A 20,147-nucleotide genomic window follows, 5' to 3' on the forward strand; every position below is an offset into this window, starting at 1 on the left:
ATATCAAATAGAGGCCACCAAGGCAATTTTAACAAGAAAGGAGCAAGACAATGAACAAACGACAACCATTTAACGCAAAAACGGCACTTCGGATTTACTACGCTTATCCGAACGAAATAGGGAACGCGGAGCTGAAAGAGTTATTTCAAGTGGAATCAGGCTCTAAAATAGCATCTATCAAAAAAGAAGTCCGCAAGCTGATGGCAGAAAAGGAAATCAAGGTTTGGAATCCAAGGAACGTTGACACCAAAACGACGTATGAATATGCGGGAATCGACATTGCAACGGTCGAGAGGAGCTATTTGAAGATGAAGAAGCTGGGATTGGAGGCACAGGCATGAAGCTGATCGCGGAAGCGCTGATCCTCATGCTGATACTGACGCTTGCGGGATATGGATTGTGGAGGCTGCGGCTCATGATCCTGTGGGCGTGGAGCGCGAAACACTCGCCAAAGCGAATCGTTGAAAGAGGAGGGCAATATGACAGAACAAAATGAATCAAAAGGAAAAGCCTTCGCGGAACGCATTTTAAGGGAATGCGAAAAGGAAGGCCTCACCATGTCGGAAGTATATGCTGTTCAGGATTGGCTCAGCAGACTAATTCCGCAGGCCATGACAAAAATCAAGGAAAATACTTTGTTTCGGTATCGCTGATCTTTTGCAGGAAATCCTGATAAACAGCATTATAGTGGCCGTAAAAGTCGTCGCGCGAATCTGACTTTGGCAATGGAATCCGTTTTTCTTCCATTTCTGCTTTTAGATACAACATTGTCAATTCATGCGCACGCTGCTGTCTGTCCATAACGTTTCACCTCCTTTCGCCGCCTATGAAAGAATGAGTGAGGAAATAGAGATAATTGCCCGCCGAAACTTAATTATCTGCGCTTCGGCTCGTCCGACAGCCCGAGAAGATAATCGGCACTAACATCAAAATAAAGCGTCAGCATATAGAGTCTTTCGATTGAGGTAGTGCTTTTTCCGTTCTCCATATCGCTGACCTGTGTTCGAGTGAGGTGTAGATGTGCAGCAACATCTTGTTGGGTAAGGGAATGTGATTTCCGTAATTCCTTGATGCGCTCACCAAATATAGTTTTAGAAAACATAAAAATACTCCTTGACAAGCGTAGATTAAATCTACTATAATCAAATTATAAAATGTAGATTAAATCTACGAAAGTTGAGAGAAAGGAGGAGACATGATATTGAATATGCGAGTAATGCGCAAAAGAAAAAAGTGGACACAAGAATATGTGGCGCAAAAGATTGGTTTAACGCGCACAGCCGTCCATGACATCGAAACAGGAAAACAAAAACCATCTTATAAAGTCCTCGTCAGTCTGGAAGATTTATTCAAAATGTCTCATCGCAAGCTCTTTAAACAAGTAGATGAAACCTACACTAAATAATATACCACAAAAAATGGAGGTTTGAAAGATGCAGGCAAAATTAACGGCAGAAGAAATAGCGGTATTAAAGAAGATGATAGGAGATAAAGAAACGGCGAGGCGGGTGTTTGAATGCGGAGAGTGCAAACATTTCATACAGCACTATATGAAAAATCCGAAAAATCCAATGATATTTGACCCTCTTTACACAGGGCATTGCGTGCACAGAAATTCAGGCAGACACGGCAAAGGGTCTATGATCTGCGATCACTTTGAGCCGAACGTGAAGGAGGCATAACATGGGAGAGATATTCTTACTGGCGGTTCTGACCGGGCCGTGCATCGGGATTCTGGTCTGGGAGAAAGTAAAAGGCCGCCGGGTGGGTGGTGGCGGCCAGTGAAAATAACCAAGACAATTATCTTCGCCTATATTATGAGGCAGACAAGACAATTATCTTCGCCTCTATTATGAGGCAGAAAGGACGGAAAGTCAATGGGAATGTTTGTAGACAAGCGGCCGGACATGATGGTATATGACGCGACAGAGCCTGCGGAGGACGTAAGAATCAAATGCGCATGCGGGCATGAGGCCTACGAGGAGGACGCGGTGGAGTATGACGGGGAGCTTTACTGCTCTGAAACGTGCAAGGAAAAGGCGATTCTCGCTGAGGCGGGAGACGATGACATAAGGGCGTTTGTTTTGGACGACTGGGGCGGCTTTACCAGATACATCGAGTCGGACGACTGTGCGTTTATCCGGGAGACGCTCGACGACGATATGATCAGCGCAAAGGAGCTTTGGGAAAAGCTCTTCCGGGAATATACGGCGTGCAATACGGATTTATTCGCGGATTATATAGAGCACAGGGAGGCGGCGTAATGAGCAGCGTATTTGAGACATTAAACAGTATCAATGTGAACGGACATACAGAGCTGAAAGGCAGACTCACATATCTGTCGTGGGCATGGGCATGGGCGGAAGTGAAAAAGGCTTACCCGGACGCGCGGTATACCATTTACGAGAACGCGGACGGACTTTTCTACCACACGGACGGGAAAACGTGCTGGGTAAAGACGGGCGTGGAGATAAACGGACTTGAGCATATCGAATATCTCCCGGTTATGAACAATACGAGCCGTTCTATCCCACTTGAGAGCGTTACGAGCACGGACGTAAACAAGGCGATACAGCGCTCGCTTACAAAGGCGTGCGCGCGGCATGGGCTTGGACTGTACATCTATGCGGGAGAGGATTTACCGGAAACAGAGATGCCGGAGGACATGAAGCCGCGGATAAATGCACCGACAAAACCGGAGATGGAAGCAGACGCGGCAAAGGCGGACGAGATCAATGAAAATTTTAATCTCGCAAGCGTTGAGCCTATGGCAACCAAAGAGCAGATAGAAAGCATTATAAAAGGCTGCGATATTACAGGCACGATCGTGGCCTCCATTGCAAAGCATTACGGCGTTGAAACACTTGAAAATTTGACGCAGGAGCAAGCAAAAGAAGTACTTAAGCGGCTTTCCAACAAAGCGAACAGGCAGGCGGATGCGGTATGAGAAAGGTGAATTTTGACGACGTGCGGCTGTGGGATGATTACGAAACCGGAGAATTATGGCTGATGCTGCGCGTGTGCAAGGACTACAGGAGGGCGGCGCGGGAGTTTGCGGAAAAAGCAAAGGAAATAGCCGGAAAGGTGTTTACCGCCGCGCTGTCCGTATTCCGGCAGCGCAGGAGCGGGGCGGCCAATCGGTATATGTGGGAGCTGTGCCGAAAGATTGGAAACCGCATGAACAAGGGCGACGTTGAAGTCTATCGGGAGCACATTCTTTTGCAAAACATATTTAAACGGATCGAGATCAACGCCGACGCGGCAGAAACATTCAAAACATCATGGGCGATGCACGGCGTTGGGTGGCTTTGCGAGACTGAGGACTACGCACCGCAGGAGGGGTTTGTAACGCTTCGCGCTTATTATGGGAGCAGCACATACAACACAAAGCAGATGTCGCGGCTGATTGACACGCTGATACAGGACTGTGAGGCGCTTGACCTCCAGACAAGGCCGCAGGCGGAGCTTGACGCGATGCTCTCTTACTGGGAGGCGGAGGCGGCATGAAAAAAGCAAGTACAAAGGCATGTGACATATCGCCCAAAGTAAAAAGAGCGGTATGGGAGCGGGACGGCGGGATATGCGTTGCCTGCAAAAAGAACATAGGGCTGCCTGAGGGGCATTACATTCCGCGCTCAAAGATGGGGCTTGGGATCGAGCAGAATATTGTATGTATCTGCCGTGAGTGCCACGACAGGCAGCACGCGCGGGGCTGCGGCGAGCTTGTGCGGCGGAGGATGAAAGAGCATTTGGATAGGTTTTATCCGGGATTCCCGGACGAGGACAGAGTATACCACAAGTTACCGAAGGAGCTGAGGGTATGACGCAATGCGACAAGATCATTCGGTATATAAAAGATTTTGGAAGCATCACGACGATGCAGGCGTTTCAGGATTTAGGCGTCACGCGGCTTTCCGGACGGATCTACGACTTGAAAGCACGCGGGTACCGCATTCTGACAGAACGGGTTTCCGGGCGCAACAGATACGGCGAGAAGGTACATTATTTCAAATATAGTCTAATGGAGGAAGAGACGGCGTGAATTTAGTGGTTTTAAAAGGCAGGATAGTAAGAGACCCGGAAGTGAGAATAACGGGAACGGGAAAAGCAGTAGTGGACTTTACGGTTGCGTGCGATACGGGGAAAGACCGCACGGCAGACTTTATCAGTTGCACGGCATGGGACAAGACAGCGGAGCTGATCGGGAAATGGTTTTCTAAGGGCAAGGAGATATTACTAACTGGCTCTGTTAAGGTAAGCAAGTACGAGACGGAGTCTGGAACGCGGTACAAGACGTATGTGCTGACAAGTAGGATCGAGTTCTGCGGGAGTAGGGAAGCAAAAGTAAACGAAATACCGGACGGGCCGGAAGGATATGAACCGCTGGATGATTCCGAGCTTCCATTTTGAGGTGAGAAATGAGAATAGACAGATGCACGTTTTTTGAATCGCTGCGGGCAGCTACAAAGAGGCTGCCGGACGACATGAGGCTTGCGCTCTACGACACGGTGCTTGACTATGTTTTTTACGGAACGGAACCGGAATTTGGGGAGGACATGGTGATGGCGGACAATTTATTTATCGCCTTTAGACCAATTCTGGACAACAGCGTGAAAGCGGCGGAATCGGGAAAAAAGGGGGGCGAATCAAAAAATAAAAGCACCCTTAAAAACCCCCCTTGTGAAAAAACGTCAAGCGGGGTTCGAAGCGAAGAAGAAATAGAAATAGAAGTAGAAAGAGAAGTAGAAAAAGAAAACACCCCCCATACCCCCCGCAAGCGGTGGGATGCCGCCCTTGAAGAAAATGAGACCTTTCGTTCCTTACCGGACAGAGCGCAGAACGTTGCAAGAGAGTGGCTTTGTTACAAGAGAGAAAAACGGCAGGGGTATACGGAAAGAGGATTGCGGTCGTTTGTTACAGAGTTTGCGAACAAAGTGGATCAGTACGGCGAGAACGCGGTCTGCGGCCTTGTGAACGAGTGTATGGCGAATAACTGGCGCGGCATCATCTGGGATAAGCTGGCAAGGGGAGAGCCGCGGGCAGGCGGCACGCAGCTCGTCAAAAATCCGGCGGGAGGCTTTGACTTGAAATGAGCATCACGAGAGACGAATATTTCCGGCTTCGGGAAATATACGCGAACATGAACCCAAACGACATCACGGACGCGGAGATGAAAGAGTTCATCCAGTACAGCGAGATGCTGTCCCGCGTTCCGGGGGCTTCGGTGCTGTTTGGCGGAGATCAGTTCCGGCAGGTAAACCGCATGTTTTACCGGATAGACGAGATCGAGGCGGTGGACCGCTCGAAGCTCGTTACGGTCAAAAGCGGGATAACCGCCATTGACGGCAGGCTGCACGGGTTCATTAAGGGGGAGCTTACCATCGTGAGCGGAACGAACGGGAGCGGGAAATCCACATGGCTTTCGCAGGTAGCGGTTGAAGCGGCTGCACAGGGCTTCACGTCTGTGATCTTTTCCGGGGAGCTTCCAGCTCCGAGAGTCAAGGAGTGGCTGATGCTTCAGGCTGCCGGGCCGGACCATATCGTGAAAGACGGATGGGCGTTCCATGTAGAGAGCGGTGCGGCGAAGCGGATCACGGAGTGGATGCGGAAGAAGATATTTATTTACAACAATGAAAACGGCACGGAAATCGGCCGCGTGCTGAAAGCGCTTGAATACTTCGCGTTGGTGCTCGGCGTGGACGTGATCGTGCTGGATAACCTGATGAGCATGAACTTAAAAAGCATGGGCGGGGACAAGTATGAACGGCAGGCGGAGCTTATCCTGCGGCTGTCCGAATTTGCGAAAAAGCGGAACGTGCATATTTTCTTTGTCTGCCACCCGAGGAAGGCGATGGGATTTTTACGCAAGGACGACATATCCGGTACGGCGGACATAACGAACGCGGCGGACAATGTGCTGATCGTGCACCGGGTAAACAATGATTTCAAGAGCCGGACAAAGGAGTTTTTCAAGTGGGGCGACGACGCGGAGATGTACCGCTATTCCAATGCGATAGAGGTCTGCAAAAACAGAGACTTGGGGGTGCAGGACGCGTTTGCCGGAACATATTTTGAGGAATGCAGCAAGCGTTTTTTGAACGCTGCGGGAGAGGCGAAGCATTACGGCTGGGAGCCGGAAAAGGAGGAATGGAACGATGGGACGCCGTTTGATTGACGTTAGCCTGATGGAGGAGGCGGAGCGGTATGCGGAGGAGCGCATGCAGCGCGAGGACTGCCGCTTGTTTGTCGCGAAATATGCGGAGCTGAAAGGATCGGTGCGTCGCATGTTCATCGCGCGGTACCTGAATGGGATGCTGTATGAACAGTCGGAGCAAGGGTAAAAGGGGCGAGCTCGAGCTCGCGAAGGAATTGCAGAAATATGGTTTCGAGACTCGGAGGGGGCAGCAATACTGCGGAGGCAATGGAGACGCGGACGTGCTCGGCGTGCCGGGGCTGCATATAGAGTGCAAGCGTGTGGAACGGCTGAATGTGGAAAATGCCCTGCGGCAAGCGGAACAGGATTCACAGGAAGGCAGGATACCCGTCGTGATGCACCGGGCGAACCGGGAGGAGTGGAAGGTCACGCTGCGGCTCGGGTATTTTATGGAGATTTGGAAAAATGACGGAAAATGAGATGATAGCGAGCGTTTCCGAAATGGAAACAATTCCGGTCGAGGAAGATAACAAGTCCAAATATTACGCGACCAATCTATATCTTAGGACGTGCCCGGTCTGCGGAAAGGTTTTTCATGCAACGCCCGGGTGGGCGTACCGGAAGCCGGGAAAGTGGTATTGCTGCTATACGCATTACGTTGAAGGCGGCGGAGACGGCGGCATGGACAGGGTCAATGGGAAGAAAAAGAAGTGGACGAGGTACAGGTGATGATGCGCGCGGCAGTGGCTTATGCGTCCTGCGGAGCCTCAATGAACCAGCGCTTATCTTTATCGAGGAATAGGACCTTCTCCCGGCCGTACATAAGGACGCGGTAACAGATTTCAAAGCCGCGCTCTTTCGCGGAGAGAATGCGGTCGATCTCATAGACGGAGCCGTCCTCCCATGTGACGGATTTAGGGGTTTGGACGCCTTCGGGATTGATATATGCTGTAACGCCGATATATATTTTCATGGCCTGCTCCTTAAACAGAAAGAGCGGCATAGAGCCGCCCAATCCGTGTTCTGATATTCGCTGAATATAGTATACCACAGGAGGGGCGGTTTGTGCAGACAAAATATAAAATAGACCGGGACACGCGGACACTTATCTTGAAATATATCCGTAAATATGATGAATACCGGAAATGGTACGAATGTGAGCGCGACAGGATTCTCTATCCAAGTCCGAAACAGGCGGACGGTATGCCGGGGAGCGGAAAGTTAAGCGATCCTACGCTTTCATCAGCGGAGAGGTTAGAATTTCTTGAAAAGGAACATAAGTCAAGGGTAATAAGGGCGATCGATCAGGCGCGGCACATGATAGGGACGGACATAGACCAAACGTTGGAGCAGGAAGAGACACTTCGGCGGTGTATTTGGCTTTCCTGCCTCAATGCAAGGGAATATCCATTTGAGGCGTTTGACGGACTTATATTTGTATCGAGGAGGCAATTCTACAGATATAAGAATCAGTTTATGAACGATATAAAATATTTGCTTGGATTGTAAAGTTGGCACTGGGCGTCCAAAATATGGTTTATAATAATAGTGTAGAATTATAAAAAGCCGCAGCGAGGTGGAACCACTTTCAAGGTGCAAAAATCCACAAGGAACACCCGGGAGGAAGGCTGCGGCTTATGATAAAGCGCCATTCCCTGCGGAGTGGCGTTTTTGTTTTGAAAAAAGGGATGGAGATATGGACAAATACAATCCTGAGCATTATTTGGATTTGACTGCCGCCGTTGCGATCTCAAGGGCAGACCGGAGAAAGACGGTCGCGTTTGTAGTACGAGGCGGGAGTTACCGGATCGGGGAAGTATATAGATTTGAGTGGAAGAACGGAGCGCTTGAGGTATGGAAGGCAATAAAGGCGGAAGGCCGTTGAAGTTTAAGAACGCGGCGGAGCTGGGCGAAAAGATAGAGCAGTATTTTTCGGAATGTGAGAAGACGGGGGAACCGCTGACGGTAACAGGACTTGCGCTTGCGCTGGATACAACACGGGACGTCCTGATGGATTACGAGGGAAAAGATGGGTTTTCCAACACGATAAAAAAGGCGAAGCTTCGCATTGAAAACGCATACGAAAAACGTTTGATCGCGCGCGGGAACGGCGGGGATATTTTTGCGTTGAAACAGTTTGGATGGAAAGACCGCACGGAGCAGGCTGTAGAGCTATCCGGGAATATGTCGCTGGAGAGTAAGCTGCGGGCGCTCGATGGAGATAAATTCTGATGGCAATTAATACAAGGTCGTTCATGGAACGGTACCTGAAAATACGGGACAAGCGTGCGCAGCTCGTGGATTTTAAGCTGAACGCGGCGCAGGAGAAGCTATACCGCGTGATTGCCGGACAATACCGGGAGGGGCGGCCGATACGGGCCATTATCCTGAAAGCGCGGCAGATGGGTTTTTCTACCCTGACGGAGGGAATGATCTTTAAGGATACGGCGACACAGCCGAACATCTCGAGCGGCATTGTGGCGCATGAGGCGGCGGCGACGGACAACCTATTCCGCATGAGCAAGCGGTATTATGAGAATTTAGACGAGGACTTAAGGCCGGAGCTCAAGGCGAGCAACGCGAAGGAACTGATTTTTGATTTTGCGGATGGAAACAGCTCGATCAAATGTATGACGGCGGGAAACGGGAGCATCGGGCGGTCGGATACGTTTCAGAACCTGCACATTTCAGAATATGCATTCTGGCCCAAGAATAAGGGCGAGATATTGACGGGGCTTTTACAGGCTGTGCCGAACGAGCCGAACACGATGGTCATTATTGAATCGACGGCGAACGGGTACGACGATTTCAAGGACATTTGGGACAAGGCGGTCGCGGGGGAAAACGACTTCGCTCCGGTGTTTTGCGCGTGGTGGGAACACGCGGAGTATGCGATGCCGTACAACGGGTTTGCTCTCACAGCAAAGGAACGGGAACTGAAACGGCTGTACGGCCTGACGGACGAACAGCTTGCATGGCGGCGGTGGTGTATCAAAAACAACTGCCGGGGAGACGCGGAGCTGTTCCGGCAGGAATATCCGTCCTGTCCGGAGGAAGCGTTCCTCATGAGTGGGCGTCCGGTGTTCAATAATGAAAAGGTGATGGCCCGCATTGCGGAGATTGGGAAAGAGGAAGCGCTCAAAACAGGGCGTTTTTTATTTACATGGAACGATGCGGAGAGCAAGGACAGGATTTCAGAGTATTCTTTCCACGGGGAAAAGCAGGGCTTTCTTCGTATTTACCGGGAGCCGGAGGCGTATGTTCCGTATGTGATCGGCGCGGACACGAAGGGCGAGGGAAAGGATTTCTTTGCGGCGACGGTGATCGACAACCGAACGGGCGAGCGTGTGGCGGCGCTGCACATGCAGGTGAATGAATCGCGTCCATTCACATGGCAGCTCTATTGTTTGGGAAAATGGTACAACGACGCGCTGATCGGCGTGGAGATGAATTTTAACACTGCGCCCATCGAGGAGTTGCAGCGGCTTCAGTATCCGCGGCAGTATATACGGCTGACGTATGACAGCGCGACGAAAAAGGAGCAGAAGAAATACGGCTGGAAAACGGACGGGAACACGAGGCCACTCATTATTGACCGGGAGGTTGGACAGGTGGACGAGAATATCCGGCTGTTTCACGACATACCCACGCTGCGGGAGATGATTACCTTTGTGTATGACGACAACGGAAGGCCGGACGCGATCGAGGGGAAGCACGACGACCTGCTTTTCTCGGACATGATCGCAAACGAGATACGCGGACAGCAGAGGCGGTATGCAGAAGAACCGGAGGCTGCGGACGAGGATATTGTGCCGTATGAGGAGCAAGCGGACGATCTGCTTGGATTTGGACGATGAAAGAGGGGAAGATAATGGAGCTGATAATACTTGTTATTGGTATGATCGCGGCGTTTTTGGCGGGCGCGTATGTACGCAAGCCGTTTGCGGTTGTAAGGAAAGAACAGCGGGAGCCGATGGAAGCGGAGCCGGAGAAAGAGACGGGGAAGCTGCCAATTTCGGAGCAGCTTGCAAATATGCTTTCGTATGACGGACGGCCGCAGGACGGGGAATGAGTGCGGCGCAGCCGTGCAAACAGGGGCCCCCGGACGAACCCAGCGAGCGCGGTTCGTTTGGGGGAGAGGACGACGCGCCTGAAAAGTGGAGCTTTCTGCATTTGCAGGAAGCGGAACGACAGAGGCGCAGGAGGACGAGATGAAAATTAGAAAAGAGCCAAGCGAGGTATGGGCGGAGTATCAGCGCGGCATTAACTACAATCAGTCCATCGGACTTTATGACACTGTGAAGCAGAACAACAACTTTTATAACGACAAGCAATGGGAGGGCGTGAACGCGCCAGACCTTGACAAGCCGGTGTTCAACTTCTTAAAGCCTGTTGTGTCGTACTACGTGGCGATGCTGATCTCCGACGATGTGGCGGTGAACGTGGAGCTGGGGAACAGTGTGCGCCCGCCGGCAGAAGCAATGCCGGGCATGGAAATGCCGGTCGATCTGAACACGGATGACAATGTTCCCAAAGTGATCGCACAGGAAGTAGACAACATCATCGAGCAGACGAACCTCAAGTATAAAAACCGCCGGGCGATCAAAAACTGCGCGGTGGACGGGGATGCGTGTATGTATCTCTGGTTCGACCCGGATGCCGAAACGGGATTCGAGTACACCGGAACCATTCGGGCGGACGTCCTCGACAATACGAATGTTTTATTCGGCAACCCGACGGAGGAGGACGTACAGGAACAGCCGTATGTGCTCTTGGCTTACAGGCGGCTGACGGAGGACGTGCGGGACGAGGCGGAGGCGAACGGATTTCCGCGCGACAGCATCACGCCGGACAATGAGGAGTATTACGCGAATACGGAATATGACACGGACAACGATTACACGACCGTTATTTTAAAGCTGTGGAAGGAAAAAGGCTCCGTGCGTATGCTGAAATGCACGCGGGACGCGCCTGTAAAGGAAGAGACGGACACAGAATATAAGCTGTACCCTTTAGCGTGGATGAGCTGGGAGAGCGTGAAGAACAGTTATCACGGGGTGAGCCCGATCACCGGGAAGATACCCAACCAGATATTCGTCAACAAGATCTACGCGATGGCGCAGCGACAGGTACAGGACAGCGCGTTTCCGAAGGTCATTTACGACAAGAGCAAGATCGCGCGGTGGGACCCGTCGCCCGGAAAGGCAGTCGGAGTGATCGGCGATCCGACGACGGCGCTTTTTGCTGGGTTTCGTCCGCCGGAGATGAGCGCAGACCCGGTCAACATGGCGGAAGTGACCGTGCAGCAGACAAAGGACATGATGGGCGCGAGTGACGCGGCTCTGGGGAATGTGAAGCCGGACAACACATCGGCCATTATTGCGGTGCAGAAAGCGGCTGGAATGCCGCTGGATATCCAGAAGATGGATTTTTATAACTTCGTGGAGGCGTGCGTGCGTATTTTCCTCGAGATCATGCGCGTGAACTATGGGGTGCGCTATGTGACGCTGAAAGACCCGGACGGGAACGACCTGCGCGGCGAGTTTGACTTTTCCCTGCTTGGGGATTACGCGCTCTCGCTCAAGATCGACATCGGAGCGGGCTCTTATTGGTCGGAGCTGATGCAGGTGCAGACGCTTGATAATCTGATGTCGAATCAGATCATACCGGACGCGGTGACGTACCTTGAGGCGATACCGGAGGGATATATCAAGAACAAGAATCGCATTATTGAGCGCATTAAAGAACAGCAGCAGATCGCAGAAATGATGCAGGTACAGGCCGCGGGCGGGGTTCCGATGGAGGAAACGGGCGTGGAAATGATGCAGGAATCCCCGCAAATGATGCAGCAGGAAATCCCGGAGCAGGGAATGAGTGAGCAGGAGGTGCAGGCGGTTGCTGCGGAGCTTGCCGCGATGGAGGCTGACGAGGCAGCGGACACGCTTGCCGCAATGGAGATTTCTGATATAGATAAAGAGAGAATTGCCGAATTGATGCAGGGGGGTGTTGAATTTGTCACAGGATGATATTTGTGAAATCTGCGGAAACGAGCTAAAGGTGACAGGGAGCAGGGTGATTTGCGAGGGAGATGATTCGCCGGACACGAAAACGCGGGTATTTACGGTGCTTGAGATGGAGTGCACAAATCCCCAATGCTCGGAGAAAGGGAAAAAGAAAGAAATTTTTGTTGAGCAAAAGTTGAGCGCAAAGTAGCGCTTAACATAAAAACGGGTATGTGCCGGGCGGTACATGCCTTTTTTATTGGAGGGAAAAATGGAAGAAAACATGGCGCGGATGGAGGAAACTTCCGCAATGGACAGCTTCACGGATAGTGGAGAGGGTGCTGCGTTGGAGGAAACGGCGCAGGAATGGAATGACAAGGATTTTGAGGATGCTTTTGACGGTACGGAGCCGGAGGAAACGGGCGAAGCAGAGGCGGAAGCTGCAGATGCAGGAGAAGCTGAAGTAAGCCCCGAGGGCAAGATCACAGTCGGCGGGCGCGAATATGCCGCTGCCGACGTGGAAAGGCTTCTTTCGCGGCTGACGGAGCTGCAGGCGCAGGTGAATACAGTGCCGCCCGAACGGGCGTTTCTGGAACGGATCGCGGCGCTCTCGGGCATGGATGTGGATGCGTTCATGAAGGACGGGGAAAAAATGCTGTTGGGCCATCAGGCACAGGCGCGGACGGCGCAGCTGATGGAGCAGGGACTGCCGGAGGAAATGGCGCGGCACGTCGCCCAGCTCGAAGCGGAACGGGAGGCTGCAAAGAACGCGGAAACGGTACGCGGAAGAGCGGAAGCTGTTATGCAGGCCGAACGGACGCAGTCGGAAGCGCAGATGCGGGCCAATGTTAAGGAATTTGCGCGTATGTTCCCGGACGTAAGGGAGATACCGGAGGAAGTGATCGCGGAAATTGAGCGGACGGGAGAAACGCCCGTTGTTGCGTATCAGAATTATCTGCTTGGACAGAAGGAAAAAGAGCTTGCCGCACTGCGGCAGGCGGAAAAAAATAAACGGAGTACCACGGGGAGCGTGAAAGGAACGCCGAAGGGCACGGAAGATTCGTTCCTCGTTGGATTGTTCGGTGAATAGCGGAGCGCTGTCCGAACCTATGGTTCGGCGAACAGCGCCCGGGCAAGGGACGCCCAAGAGCGCGAGCGGAGCAAAGCGCGATTGGCAGCGGCCTACTGCCACTATAAAGGAGAACACACAGAAAACAAAATGAGCCAAAAGGGCAAAGGAGGACATTATGGCAATTAATCTTGCAAGCAAATACAGCGGTAAGATCGCTGAAAAATTTACGAAAGAAAGCTTTGTGGCGGGAAACGCTTCAAAGGAATATGACTTTGCTGGAGTACGGTCTATTTCGGTCTATACGCCTGTTACCGTTGATCTGAACGACTATAAGCGTTCCGGGAAAGACCGATTCGGCGAGACGATCGAGATGGAGGACACCGTACAGGAGATGGAACTCACGCAGGACAAGGGCTTCTCGATCTCCATTGACCGCGGCAACAACGTCGACCAGATGAACATCAAGGGCGCGGGCCGGATGCTGAATCTCCAGATTCGGGAAAAGGTCGTGCCGTTCATGGACAGGTACACGATCGAAAAATGGTCAAAGGACGCGGGACAGATTGCGGAGCTTTCTGCTGTGCCAACGGCAGACACGATCGTGGGCAGCATTTTTGACGGGGCGACGGCGCTTGACAACGCGCTTGTGCCGGATGCGGACCGGTATATGTATCTGCCGAGCGCCTATTACAACATGCTGCGTCTTTCCAAGGAATTTCTTGCGGTAGACAACCTTGCGGAGAAGTCTCTTACAAAAGGGCTTGTCGGCATGGTGGCGGACATGAAGGTGATCAAGGTACCGGATTCGTATTTCCCGGACGGCCTGTATTTCATGATCACGCACAAACGGTCTGTCCTGAATCCGAACAAGATCAAGACGATGCGTATTCTTTCGGACGTGCAGGGCATCGACGGAAACGTGCTCGAGGGACGGACGTACTTTGACGCGTTTGTCGTCGGCGCAAAGGCGGACGGCGTTTATTCGGCAGTTGCAGACGGAAAACAGACGGCGCTTCCGGTGATCGGGCTTTCCGAAGCGAGCGCGACGATCACGGCGGTTTCGGGCGTGACGTTCTACTACACAGTAGACGGAACCGACCCGCGTTATTCCAAGAGCGCGCAGGTATATTCGTCTGCGGTGACGCTCACGAGCGGGCAGACGATGAAGGCATACGGCAAAAAGGCCGGAGAGTTCCCGTCCGGCGTATCGGAGAAAACGTATACAGCGTAGCGCGAAAGACACGCGCTTTGCCTTATCCCGCTCTTGCGTGCGGGATTTCGGTTGACGTGCGGCTTTCGCTTTACCCCACGCGACCCATTTCATTGGGCTCGCGTGGGGGCCCCATAGGGGGCGGACGGAGTGCTGTCTGAACCTATGGTTCGGCGAACAGCACCCGGGCAAGGGACGTCCGTGAAAACGAGCATGGCGAAGTTTGAACGGCAACGGCCTACTGCCGCTATATGGAATATACACACGAGGCAGAATAGGGCAAAGCGGGAACAGGCGCGCCGTGAGCGGCGAGGCCGCGTTCTGACGAGGAGTAAGATATGGAAACAAAGAAAGAAACTGAAAATAAAACACAGCCGAAGCCGAAAGCTTCAAAGAAACCAGAGACACGCTATTTTATCGGCAAGGGTGTTGAGATCACCGAAGAGCAGGCGAGGGAGCATGTGAAAAGGCAGAACGAGAGGGCAAAAAAATGACAGCCCGACAGATATTTGAAACGGCGGTAACGCTGATGTTTGGTGAAAAGGCGGACGAGCAGGACTATGAGCCGTTTTGGCTGAACACGCTGAATTGGATATTAGCTGAAAATTTCAAGACGAACAACGCCCTGCGGATGCTGCGCGGAAAAGAGCCGCTTGCGGAAGTGCCGCTCATTTCGGACATGGACGCAGATGTGGAATTTGAGGATGAATTTACCCGGTATATTTTTCCGATGGGATGCGCGGGATATATCTATACGGACGACGACAAGGGCGTTGGCGCGAACTATAAGGACAAATACGAGTTTGAAAGAAACCAGATCCTTATGGCGGATTATGAGGACATAGAGAGTGGCGATATTTAAGAGTAATCCTCCGGCGGAGGAGAAAACCTATTCAAAGTCATACAGGCAATTTAAGGGCGTAGACCTGACCTCTGCCATTACAGAAGTAGATGATTCGCGCAGCCCGTATGCGCCGAACATGATCGCGGATATGGCCGGGTTCCCGTGCAAGCGCACGGGTTATGCAAAGGTGTGCGACTCGCTCGGCGGCAGGATCAACGGCATCCATTCGTTCATTACCGCGACGAATATCAAAAAAATGGTGGTGCACGCAGGAAACAAGCTGTATTCTTTTGATCCGACCGCGCCGATCGTGCAACCGTCGCCGCCCACATCGTATATCTACATTGCAATCGTACCAGAGGACGCGCAGCCGCAGCTTATCTATGACGGCATGAACAATGCGCGCAGCACGAGCTTCGTATATGGCGGAAAGCTGTATCTTCTGGACGGGCAGAATTACCTTGTATATGACGGCGAACATGACGCGGTGAGCGTGGAGCAGGACGCATACGTTCCCACTACGCGGATCGCGATGGACCCGGCAGGGGGCGGAACAGAGCACGAGCCTGTGAACCTTTTGCAGCCGAAGCGTATCAATCAGTTTGCGTGGAAGGAGGGCTCGCGGGTATTCCAGCTCGACACCAAAAACATTGATTCCGTCGTGAAATGCGAGCAGCTTGACGCGAATGGGAATTGGCAGAATGTGACGGGCTATACCACCGACCTTGCGGCGGGAAGGGTGACGTTTGCGGCAGATCCGCCGGCGGCATCGACAGGCGACGACAATGTGCGCATCACATTTTCCAAGCAGGTGGCGGGCTATGCGGCGCGCGTAAAGGGATGTACGATCAATACGTTTTACGGGATCGGGAGCGATTCCCGCATTTTCATTTCCGGCAACAACAATTACCGCAATTATGACTGGCATTCGTGGAGCGGACGCGCGGATTATTTCCCGGATATCAATTACACGGTGGTCGGCGCAGAGAACAATGCCATCATGGGCTACTTAAAGCAGTACGACAGCCTTATGATCGTAAAGCAGGCGAACGATCAGGACGCGAGCATTTTTCGGAGGACTGCTACGTGGCAGGAGGACACGACCGTATTTTTGACGGAGCAGGGGCTTGCGGGCGTGGGGGCTATCTCGCGTTATGCGTTCGGCGTACTGGCGGACGACAACCTGTTTTTATCCAAAGAGGGCGTGTTTGGCCTCGACACATCTTCCGAGACCTTGCAGCGGACGACGCAGCTCCGGAGCTACTATGTGAATGGGGAGCTGACGCGCGAGCCCGGGCTTGAGGACGCGGTGTGCTGCGTATCGGGCGGATATTATTATTTGTTTGTGAACGGGCATGTGTATATCGCGGATTCCAAGCAGGAAAACCAGAATCCGTCGAAGTCACACGGATATGAGTGGTTCTACTGGACGGACGTTCCCGCGCGGTGCGTGATCGAATATGAGGGCGATATCTATTTCGGTACGAATGAGGGCGAGCTGCATAAGTTCAAAACGGAAACGGACTACGGTATGGAGGCATATTCGGACAACGGCGCAGCCATTGCATGCGCGTGGGCGACAAAGATGGACACATTAGGGGACTGCTCCTCCTTTAAGCGGATCGAGAAAGCGAACACGGGGGCGCTCGTGATGCCGTTTGCATCTGCGTCGGGGGATATCTGCTATGTGACGGATGGCGGGGAAGAGATGGTCAAGGCGTTTTCCATGAACACGACTTTTGACTGGAACGACGTGGATTTCAATGATATGGATTTCGGAACGCTTCCCTATCCGACGTTTGTGCCTGCTCGGAAAAAGGAACGCAAGGTGCGCATGTTTCAGGTGATCGTACGTAACAGCAGGCTGAACGACGCGATGGGGCTTTATGAGATACGGGTGGAATATAAGATGAAGAATCCGATCAAACGGTAGGGAGGACGACATGGCAAGTTATTTTAATCTGACGTTAGACACGACTGCGCCTGTGGGCGCCGGCATCACGATCAACGGCGGCGCGACGGCGACGAACGACCCGCTCGTGACCTTAGCGCTTTCCGTTTCGGATGGCGAAACGAACGGCTACCAAATGAAGATTTGGGGGATCACGGGCGCAGAAAGCGAGAGTGCGGCGCAGTGGGAGACCTTTGCGGCAAGCAAGCAGGTGACGCTTCCGTCCGGCGACGGACAGAAAACGGTTTATGCGAAATTCCGCGATGATGTATGGAACGAGAGCGCGCAGGTCTCTGCTTCTATTACGCTGAATACGGCGGTGCCGGTCGTGACGGTACTGGGGCCGGACAAGGCGAAGATATCCAAAGTATCCGGCATGGACACAAGTGTATTTACATTCACGACGGATGTTGATGTTGCGGAGTATAAGGTGTGTGTGGTGACGGAAGCGAACGCGACGCACACGCAGGGAACGCAGATAGGAACAGACGGCGGCAGCGAGAACATGAGCGGCGGGCCGGTGACGGCTAATAGCGAGGTTTCCTGCACGGTGAAAGCGGCAGACCTTGATGCGGCTTCCTCCGGCGACGGCGTGAAGATCGTCAAGGTGTTCGCAAAGACGGCTGTCGGGACGTGGAGCGTTTGATGATTCCAACTCTTACATTAAAAAGTTATTCGAGAGCCAAGATTTCAGGAATTTCAGGGTTTGAAAATTCCAATATTGTTTTTATCTGCGATATGGATCTACAAAAATTTGAGGCGCGGGCGACAAAGGACGGTGCGCCTTATGGCGTAGGGGTCGGAGACCTTTTGTGCAGCATGGAGAATGTGGCGGGCGGGGAAGATATTTCTTTCTCGCTCTCTTCTTCTATGCTGACGCAGGGGGACGGCGTTTATCGTGTGAGCCTTTACGGAAAAGCGGGCGACCAATATTTTGACTTTGGCGCGCTGGATTTCGGAAGCATTAATTTTGCCGGGGAATACGGCGAGTGGAGCGAGCCGTAACAGGGGCCCCCGCGCGAGCCCAGCAACGCGGGTTGCGTGGGGTAAACGACGAACCGCCCGGCAAGTGGAGCAACGCCGTGAGGCGGTGCGAAACGCATAGGGCGAGAGAGGAGTAACGTATGTCTATTACAGACTATAAATTGACAGAATCAGATTTCGCGTCTACGGGCGCGGAGGCATTGCCGGACAAGGTCGTCGGGCAGGCGGAATATGTAAAAGGAATGATCGACGGGCCGTCAAAGGACGTAATCATGCCGAAGTATAACGGAGCGCTGGATGCAATAATGGTGGCGCTTGAGGATTCTCTGAATTATAAAGGGCAACTGACATCGGCAAGCAATCTGGACAATTATTTTGGCGAACCGGGTATCTATCAGGTGGCGGCAGCGCAGGGAACGCCAAGCGCGGATGCTTACGGAATATTGCTCGTATGCAAGGCGAGTGGTTATTCGATGCAGCTATATTTTTCCCGTGTGCAGAACAGGGCGTATTTCAGAACGCAGGAGAATGGACAGGCGATTACACCGTGGTTCACGCTTTTTACCGCTGGGAGTAACGGAACCGGTTCCGACTTCAACAACATTGCGAAAAGCGGGAGCTACGGGATATTCGGTTCCGGAACAGATAAACATGCGCCCTATGCGGGGGCGTACGGAACCTTGCAGGTATATCAGTCCAATCAATATATCACACAAACGTTTATCAGCGTCACGGATGCAAAGACTTCTGTCCGCGCATATAACGGGAGCGTGTGGACGGCATGGAAAACGCTTTGAGGAGGAAAAGACATGTATAACCTTTATGTTAGAACGAACGAAAGCAATATCGTTACATATATGTATCTTGACCTGTTTGAAGAACCGAAAGAGGGAGATATCCCGGTAGAGAGCTTCGAGGGGGAATATGATTTTTCACTTCATTGCGACCGGGTATTGCAGGACAATGACGGACACTATAATTATAAGGTTTCGGACGGCAGGCTTATGCTGCGTACCAATTCGGAAAAGGCGAACGATACATTACCGGAAACAGCAGAGGAAAAGGCGGAAAAATTCGACGCGCTTTCCGCGCTTCTTGTGGAAAAAGGGATATTGACGCAGGAAGAAATAAATGGATTGGAGGGATAGGCAGTGGCAGACCTGAACCAAATTTTAAAGGAAGTAACGACGGAGCTTACAGAAACATACAAGCCGGATTATACGAAGATAGAAGAGCAGAGGGCGGCGGAGCAAAAGGCGCTCGATGCGGAACGCGACCGGCAGCAGGGCATTTTGGACCGCAACCTGTTCAATGCCAATCAGCAGGCATATATCACGCGGATGCAGGCGCAGCGGGATATGCCGCAGCAGCTTGCCGCACAGGGCATACGCGGCGGCGCGACGGAAACGACGCTGAACAATATTTACAACAATTATCTGAATGCCAGGAACGCGGCAAAAGCATCTTACGACGAATCCACCGGGGCGCTTTCTTCCAATTACAATACAAATAACGCTTCTTTGGGCAGCAAGTATGCGCAGATGATTGCAGACCTTGACAGCGAGAAACGCAATCAGGCGCTGACGCTTGCGCAGATCAGATATCAGCAGGCCGTGGAGGAGGAAGAACGGCAGCGGCAGGCAGCAGCAGCGGCCGCTGGGAGCTACGGCGGTGGCGGCGGTTCGGGCAGCACCGGCGGGTCGAGAACAGAATATCAGCGGCGGCGGGATAATAACGCGGTGGACACAAATGCCGGGTTAGACCCTTACGCATGGCAAAACCGAAGCTATGGTTCGGGCGGCATCTATCGGGGCGGCTCCTATATGATAAGAGGAAACAACGGAAAAAGCTGGCGCGTGAGATAAGTCGGAAGATATATGCAAGGCAGCGGGTATATGATAGAATAATGATGCAGGGATATGCGAGGACG

36 protein-coding genes are annotated in these 20,147 nt (G+C 52.4%); 33 read left to right on the plus strand and 3 right to left on the minus strand.

The genetic code is table 11. The annotated features are described in order from the left end of the window. Positions 1 to 50: 50 nt before the first annotated feature. Positions 51 to 341, plus strand: coding sequence for a hypothetical protein (locus tag PUP29_RS09210; protein ID WP_353423089.1), 291 nt, complete (start codon positions 51 to 53; stop codon positions 339 to 341). Then, positions 338 to 496, plus strand: a complete 159-nt coding sequence (locus PUP29_RS09215; protein ID WP_353423090.1) for a hypothetical protein — start codon at positions 338 to 340, stop codon at positions 494 to 496. Before PUP29_RS09210 ends, PUP29_RS09215 begins: the two co-directional genes overlap by 4 nt. 125 nt (positions 497 to 621) lie before the next feature. Here the strand turns inward: PUP29_RS09215 and PUP29_RS09220 are convergent, their stop codons facing one another. Then, the gene (locus PUP29_RS09220) at positions 622 to 801 is read right to left on the minus strand and encodes a hypothetical protein (RefSeq protein ID WP_353423091.1); all 180 of its coding nucleotides are present in this window, start codon (positions 799 to 801) and stop codon (positions 622 to 624) included. A gap of 73 nt (positions 802 to 874) precedes the next feature. Next, complete coding sequence (locus PUP29_RS09225) at positions 875 to 1,102, minus strand: helix-turn-helix domain-containing protein (protein ID WP_353423093.1); 228 nt, start codon at positions 1,100 to 1,102, stop codon at positions 875 to 877. Between the two features lie 93 nt (positions 1,103 to 1,195). Here PUP29_RS09225 and PUP29_RS09230 point away from each other — a divergent pair, with 93 nt between their 5' ends. The 13 genes from PUP29_RS09230 to PUP29_RS09290 all read left to right on the plus strand — a co-directional run bounded on the left by PUP29_RS09230 (position 1,196) and on the right by PUP29_RS09290 (position 6,883). Beyond that, a complete protein-coding gene (locus PUP29_RS09230; protein ID WP_353423094.1) occupies positions 1,196 to 1,405 on the plus strand; it encodes a helix-turn-helix transcriptional regulator in 210 nt (69 codons plus the stop codon). Between the two features lie 28 nt (positions 1,406 to 1,433). Continuing rightward, a complete protein-coding gene (locus tag PUP29_RS09235) occupies positions 1,434 to 1,682 on the plus strand; it encodes a hypothetical protein (protein ID WP_353423095.1) in 249 nt (82 codons plus the stop codon). Between the two features lie 195 nt (positions 1,683 to 1,877). Then, a complete protein-coding gene (locus tag PUP29_RS09240; RefSeq protein WP_353423097.1) occupies positions 1,878 to 2,264 on the plus strand; it encodes a hypothetical protein in 387 nt (128 codons plus the stop codon). Continuing rightward, positions 2,264 to 2,947 carry a DUF1071 domain-containing protein gene (locus PUP29_RS09245; RefSeq protein ID WP_353423098.1) on the plus strand — a complete coding sequence of 228 codons (684 nt, stop codon included), beginning with the start codon at positions 2,264 to 2,266 and terminating at the stop codon, positions 2,945 to 2,947. Before PUP29_RS09240 ends, PUP29_RS09245 begins: the two co-directional genes overlap by 1 nt. Beyond that, on the plus strand, positions 2,944 to 3,507 hold the full coding sequence (locus PUP29_RS09250) for a hypothetical protein (protein WP_353423099.1): 564 nt from the start codon (positions 2,944 to 2,946) through the stop codon (positions 3,505 to 3,507). The genes PUP29_RS09245 and PUP29_RS09250 overlap by 4 nt, the downstream gene beginning before the upstream one ends. Next, positions 3,504 to 3,824 (plus strand): HNH endonuclease, encoded by a 321-nt coding sequence (locus tag PUP29_RS09255; protein WP_353423101.1) that lies wholly within the window; start codon positions 3,504 to 3,506, stop codon positions 3,822 to 3,824. Before PUP29_RS09250 ends, PUP29_RS09255 begins: the two co-directional genes overlap by 4 nt. Continuing rightward, positions 3,821 to 4,042 carry a helix-turn-helix domain-containing protein gene (locus PUP29_RS09260; protein ID WP_353423103.1) on the plus strand — a complete coding sequence of 74 codons (222 nt, stop codon included), beginning with the start codon at positions 3,821 to 3,823 and terminating at the stop codon, positions 4,040 to 4,042. The genes PUP29_RS09255 and PUP29_RS09260 overlap by 4 nt, the downstream gene beginning before the upstream one ends. Beyond that, positions 4,039 to 4,410 (plus strand): single-stranded DNA-binding protein, encoded by a 372-nt coding sequence (locus tag PUP29_RS09265; protein ID WP_353423104.1) that lies wholly within the window; start codon positions 4,039 to 4,041, stop codon positions 4,408 to 4,410. The genes PUP29_RS09260 and PUP29_RS09265 overlap by 4 nt, the downstream gene beginning before the upstream one ends. Before the next feature lie 8 nt (positions 4,411 to 4,418). After that, positions 4,419 to 5,093: a DUF6291 domain-containing protein gene (locus tag PUP29_RS09270; RefSeq protein ID WP_353423106.1), complete on the plus strand. Its 675-nt coding sequence runs from the start codon at positions 4,419 to 4,421 to the stop codon at positions 5,091 to 5,093. Further along, positions 5,090 to 6,175 carry an AAA family ATPase gene (locus PUP29_RS09275; protein WP_353423107.1) on the plus strand — a complete coding sequence of 362 codons (1,086 nt, stop codon included), beginning with the start codon at positions 5,090 to 5,092 and terminating at the stop codon, positions 6,173 to 6,175. Before PUP29_RS09270 ends, PUP29_RS09275 begins: the two co-directional genes overlap by 4 nt. Continuing rightward, a complete protein-coding gene (locus tag PUP29_RS09280; RefSeq protein WP_353423109.1) occupies positions 6,156 to 6,341 on the plus strand; it encodes a hypothetical protein in 186 nt (61 codons plus the stop codon). Before PUP29_RS09275 ends, PUP29_RS09280 begins: the two co-directional genes overlap by 20 nt. After that, on the plus strand, positions 6,319 to 6,633 hold the full coding sequence (locus tag PUP29_RS09285; protein ID WP_353423111.1) for a putative PDDEXK endonuclease: 315 nt from the start codon (positions 6,319 to 6,321) through the stop codon (positions 6,631 to 6,633). The genes PUP29_RS09280 and PUP29_RS09285 overlap by 23 nt, the downstream gene beginning before the upstream one ends. Then, positions 6,620 to 6,883, plus strand: a complete 264-nt coding sequence (locus tag PUP29_RS09290) for a hypothetical protein (protein WP_353423112.1) — start codon at positions 6,620 to 6,622, stop codon at positions 6,881 to 6,883. The genes PUP29_RS09285 and PUP29_RS09290 overlap by 14 nt, the downstream gene beginning before the upstream one ends. A 19-nt stretch (positions 6,884 to 6,902) precedes the next feature. On the opposite strand, the gene PUP29_RS09295 is transcribed toward PUP29_RS09290, so the two are convergent. Next, positions 6,903 to 7,127 carry a hypothetical protein gene (locus PUP29_RS09295; protein ID WP_353423113.1) on the minus strand — a complete coding sequence of 75 codons (225 nt, stop codon included), beginning with the start codon at positions 7,125 to 7,127 and terminating at the stop codon, positions 6,903 to 6,905. A gap of 92 nt (positions 7,128 to 7,219) precedes the next feature. Between PUP29_RS09295 and PUP29_RS09300 the strand changes: the two genes are divergently transcribed. The 18 genes from PUP29_RS09300 (at position 7,220) to PUP29_RS09385 (ending at position 20,082) form a co-directional block, all read left to right on the plus strand. Continuing rightward, the gene (locus tag PUP29_RS09300) at positions 7,220 to 7,663 is read left to right on the plus strand and encodes a hypothetical protein (RefSeq protein ID WP_353423114.1); all 444 of its coding nucleotides are present in this window, start codon (positions 7,220 to 7,222) and stop codon (positions 7,661 to 7,663) included. A 187-nt stretch (positions 7,664 to 7,850) separates the two neighbouring features. Continuing rightward, positions 7,851 to 8,039: a hypothetical protein gene (locus tag PUP29_RS09305; protein ID WP_353423115.1), complete on the plus strand. Its 189-nt coding sequence runs from the start codon at positions 7,851 to 7,853 to the stop codon at positions 8,037 to 8,039. Continuing rightward, positions 8,009 to 8,386, plus strand: a complete 378-nt coding sequence (locus tag PUP29_RS09310) for a terminase small subunit (protein ID WP_353423117.1) — start codon at positions 8,009 to 8,011, stop codon at positions 8,384 to 8,386. Before PUP29_RS09305 ends, PUP29_RS09310 begins: the two co-directional genes overlap by 31 nt. Beyond that, positions 8,386 to 10,011, plus strand: coding sequence for a hypothetical protein (locus PUP29_RS09315; RefSeq protein WP_353423118.1), 1,626 nt, complete (start codon positions 8,386 to 8,388; stop codon positions 10,009 to 10,011). Before PUP29_RS09310 ends, PUP29_RS09315 begins: the two co-directional genes overlap by 1 nt. Before the next feature lie 14 nt (positions 10,012 to 10,025). Beyond that, a complete protein-coding gene (locus PUP29_RS09320; protein WP_353423119.1) occupies positions 10,026 to 10,226 on the plus strand; it encodes a hypothetical protein in 201 nt (66 codons plus the stop codon). Continuing rightward, entirely contained in the window at positions 10,223 to 10,369 is a 147-nt protein-coding gene (locus PUP29_RS09325; RefSeq protein ID WP_353423120.1) for a hypothetical protein, read from the plus strand. Before PUP29_RS09320 ends, PUP29_RS09325 begins: the two co-directional genes overlap by 4 nt. Then, entirely contained in the window at positions 10,366 to 12,180 is a 1,815-nt protein-coding gene (locus tag PUP29_RS09330; RefSeq protein ID WP_353423122.1) for a hypothetical protein, read from the plus strand. The genes PUP29_RS09325 and PUP29_RS09330 overlap by 4 nt, the downstream gene beginning before the upstream one ends. After that, positions 12,167 to 12,367, plus strand: a complete 201-nt coding sequence (locus PUP29_RS09335; RefSeq protein WP_353423123.1) for a hypothetical protein — start codon at positions 12,167 to 12,169, stop codon at positions 12,365 to 12,367. The genes PUP29_RS09330 and PUP29_RS09335 overlap by 14 nt, the downstream gene beginning before the upstream one ends. A 60-nt stretch (positions 12,368 to 12,427) precedes the next feature. Next, positions 12,428 to 13,246: a hypothetical protein gene (locus PUP29_RS09340; protein ID WP_353423124.1), complete on the plus strand. Its 819-nt coding sequence runs from the start codon at positions 12,428 to 12,430 to the stop codon at positions 13,244 to 13,246. Positions 13,247 to 13,403: 157 nt separating this feature from the next. Next, positions 13,404 to 14,459 (plus strand): FN3 associated domain-containing protein, encoded by a 1,056-nt coding sequence (locus tag PUP29_RS09345; protein WP_353423125.1) that lies wholly within the window; start codon positions 13,404 to 13,406, stop codon positions 14,457 to 14,459. A gap of 317 nt (positions 14,460 to 14,776) precedes the next feature. After that, a complete protein-coding gene (locus tag PUP29_RS09350) occupies positions 14,777 to 14,932 on the plus strand; it encodes a hypothetical protein (protein WP_353423126.1) in 156 nt (51 codons plus the stop codon). Beyond that, positions 14,929 to 15,300: a hypothetical protein gene (locus PUP29_RS09355; RefSeq protein ID WP_353423128.1), complete on the plus strand. Its 372-nt coding sequence runs from the start codon at positions 14,929 to 14,931 to the stop codon at positions 15,298 to 15,300. The genes PUP29_RS09350 and PUP29_RS09355 overlap by 4 nt, the downstream gene beginning before the upstream one ends. Continuing rightward, positions 15,287 to 17,215: a hypothetical protein gene (locus tag PUP29_RS09360; protein ID WP_353423129.1), complete on the plus strand. Its 1,929-nt coding sequence runs from the start codon at positions 15,287 to 15,289 to the stop codon at positions 17,213 to 17,215. The genes PUP29_RS09355 and PUP29_RS09360 overlap by 14 nt, the downstream gene beginning before the upstream one ends. Before the next feature lie 10 nt (positions 17,216 to 17,225). After that, entirely contained in the window at positions 17,226 to 17,879 is a 654-nt protein-coding gene (locus PUP29_RS09365) for a hypothetical protein (RefSeq protein WP_353423130.1), read from the plus strand. Beyond that, positions 17,876 to 18,238 carry a hypothetical protein gene (locus PUP29_RS09370; protein WP_353423131.1) on the plus strand — a complete coding sequence of 121 codons (363 nt, stop codon included), beginning with the start codon at positions 17,876 to 17,878 and terminating at the stop codon, positions 18,236 to 18,238. The genes PUP29_RS09365 and PUP29_RS09370 overlap by 4 nt, the downstream gene beginning before the upstream one ends. A gap of 119 nt (positions 18,239 to 18,357) precedes the next feature. Further along, a complete protein-coding gene (locus PUP29_RS09375) occupies positions 18,358 to 19,014 on the plus strand; it encodes a pyocin knob domain-containing protein (protein WP_353423132.1) in 657 nt (218 codons plus the stop codon). A 12-nt stretch (positions 19,015 to 19,026) separates the two neighbouring features. Then, positions 19,027 to 19,365: a hypothetical protein gene (locus PUP29_RS09380; RefSeq protein ID WP_353423133.1), complete on the plus strand. Its 339-nt coding sequence runs from the start codon at positions 19,027 to 19,029 to the stop codon at positions 19,363 to 19,365. A gap of 3 nt (positions 19,366 to 19,368) precedes the next feature. Continuing rightward, positions 19,369 to 20,082: a hypothetical protein gene (locus tag PUP29_RS09385; RefSeq protein WP_353423134.1), complete on the plus strand. Its 714-nt coding sequence runs from the start codon at positions 19,369 to 19,371 to the stop codon at positions 20,080 to 20,082. Positions 20,083 to 20,147 lie beyond the last annotated feature (65 nt).

Origin of the sequence: Christensenella massiliensis, assembly GCF_040409835.1 — a bacterium.
GTDB classification, from domain to species: Bacteria; Bacillota; Clostridia; order Christensenellales; family Christensenellaceae; genus Christensenella; species Christensenella massiliensis.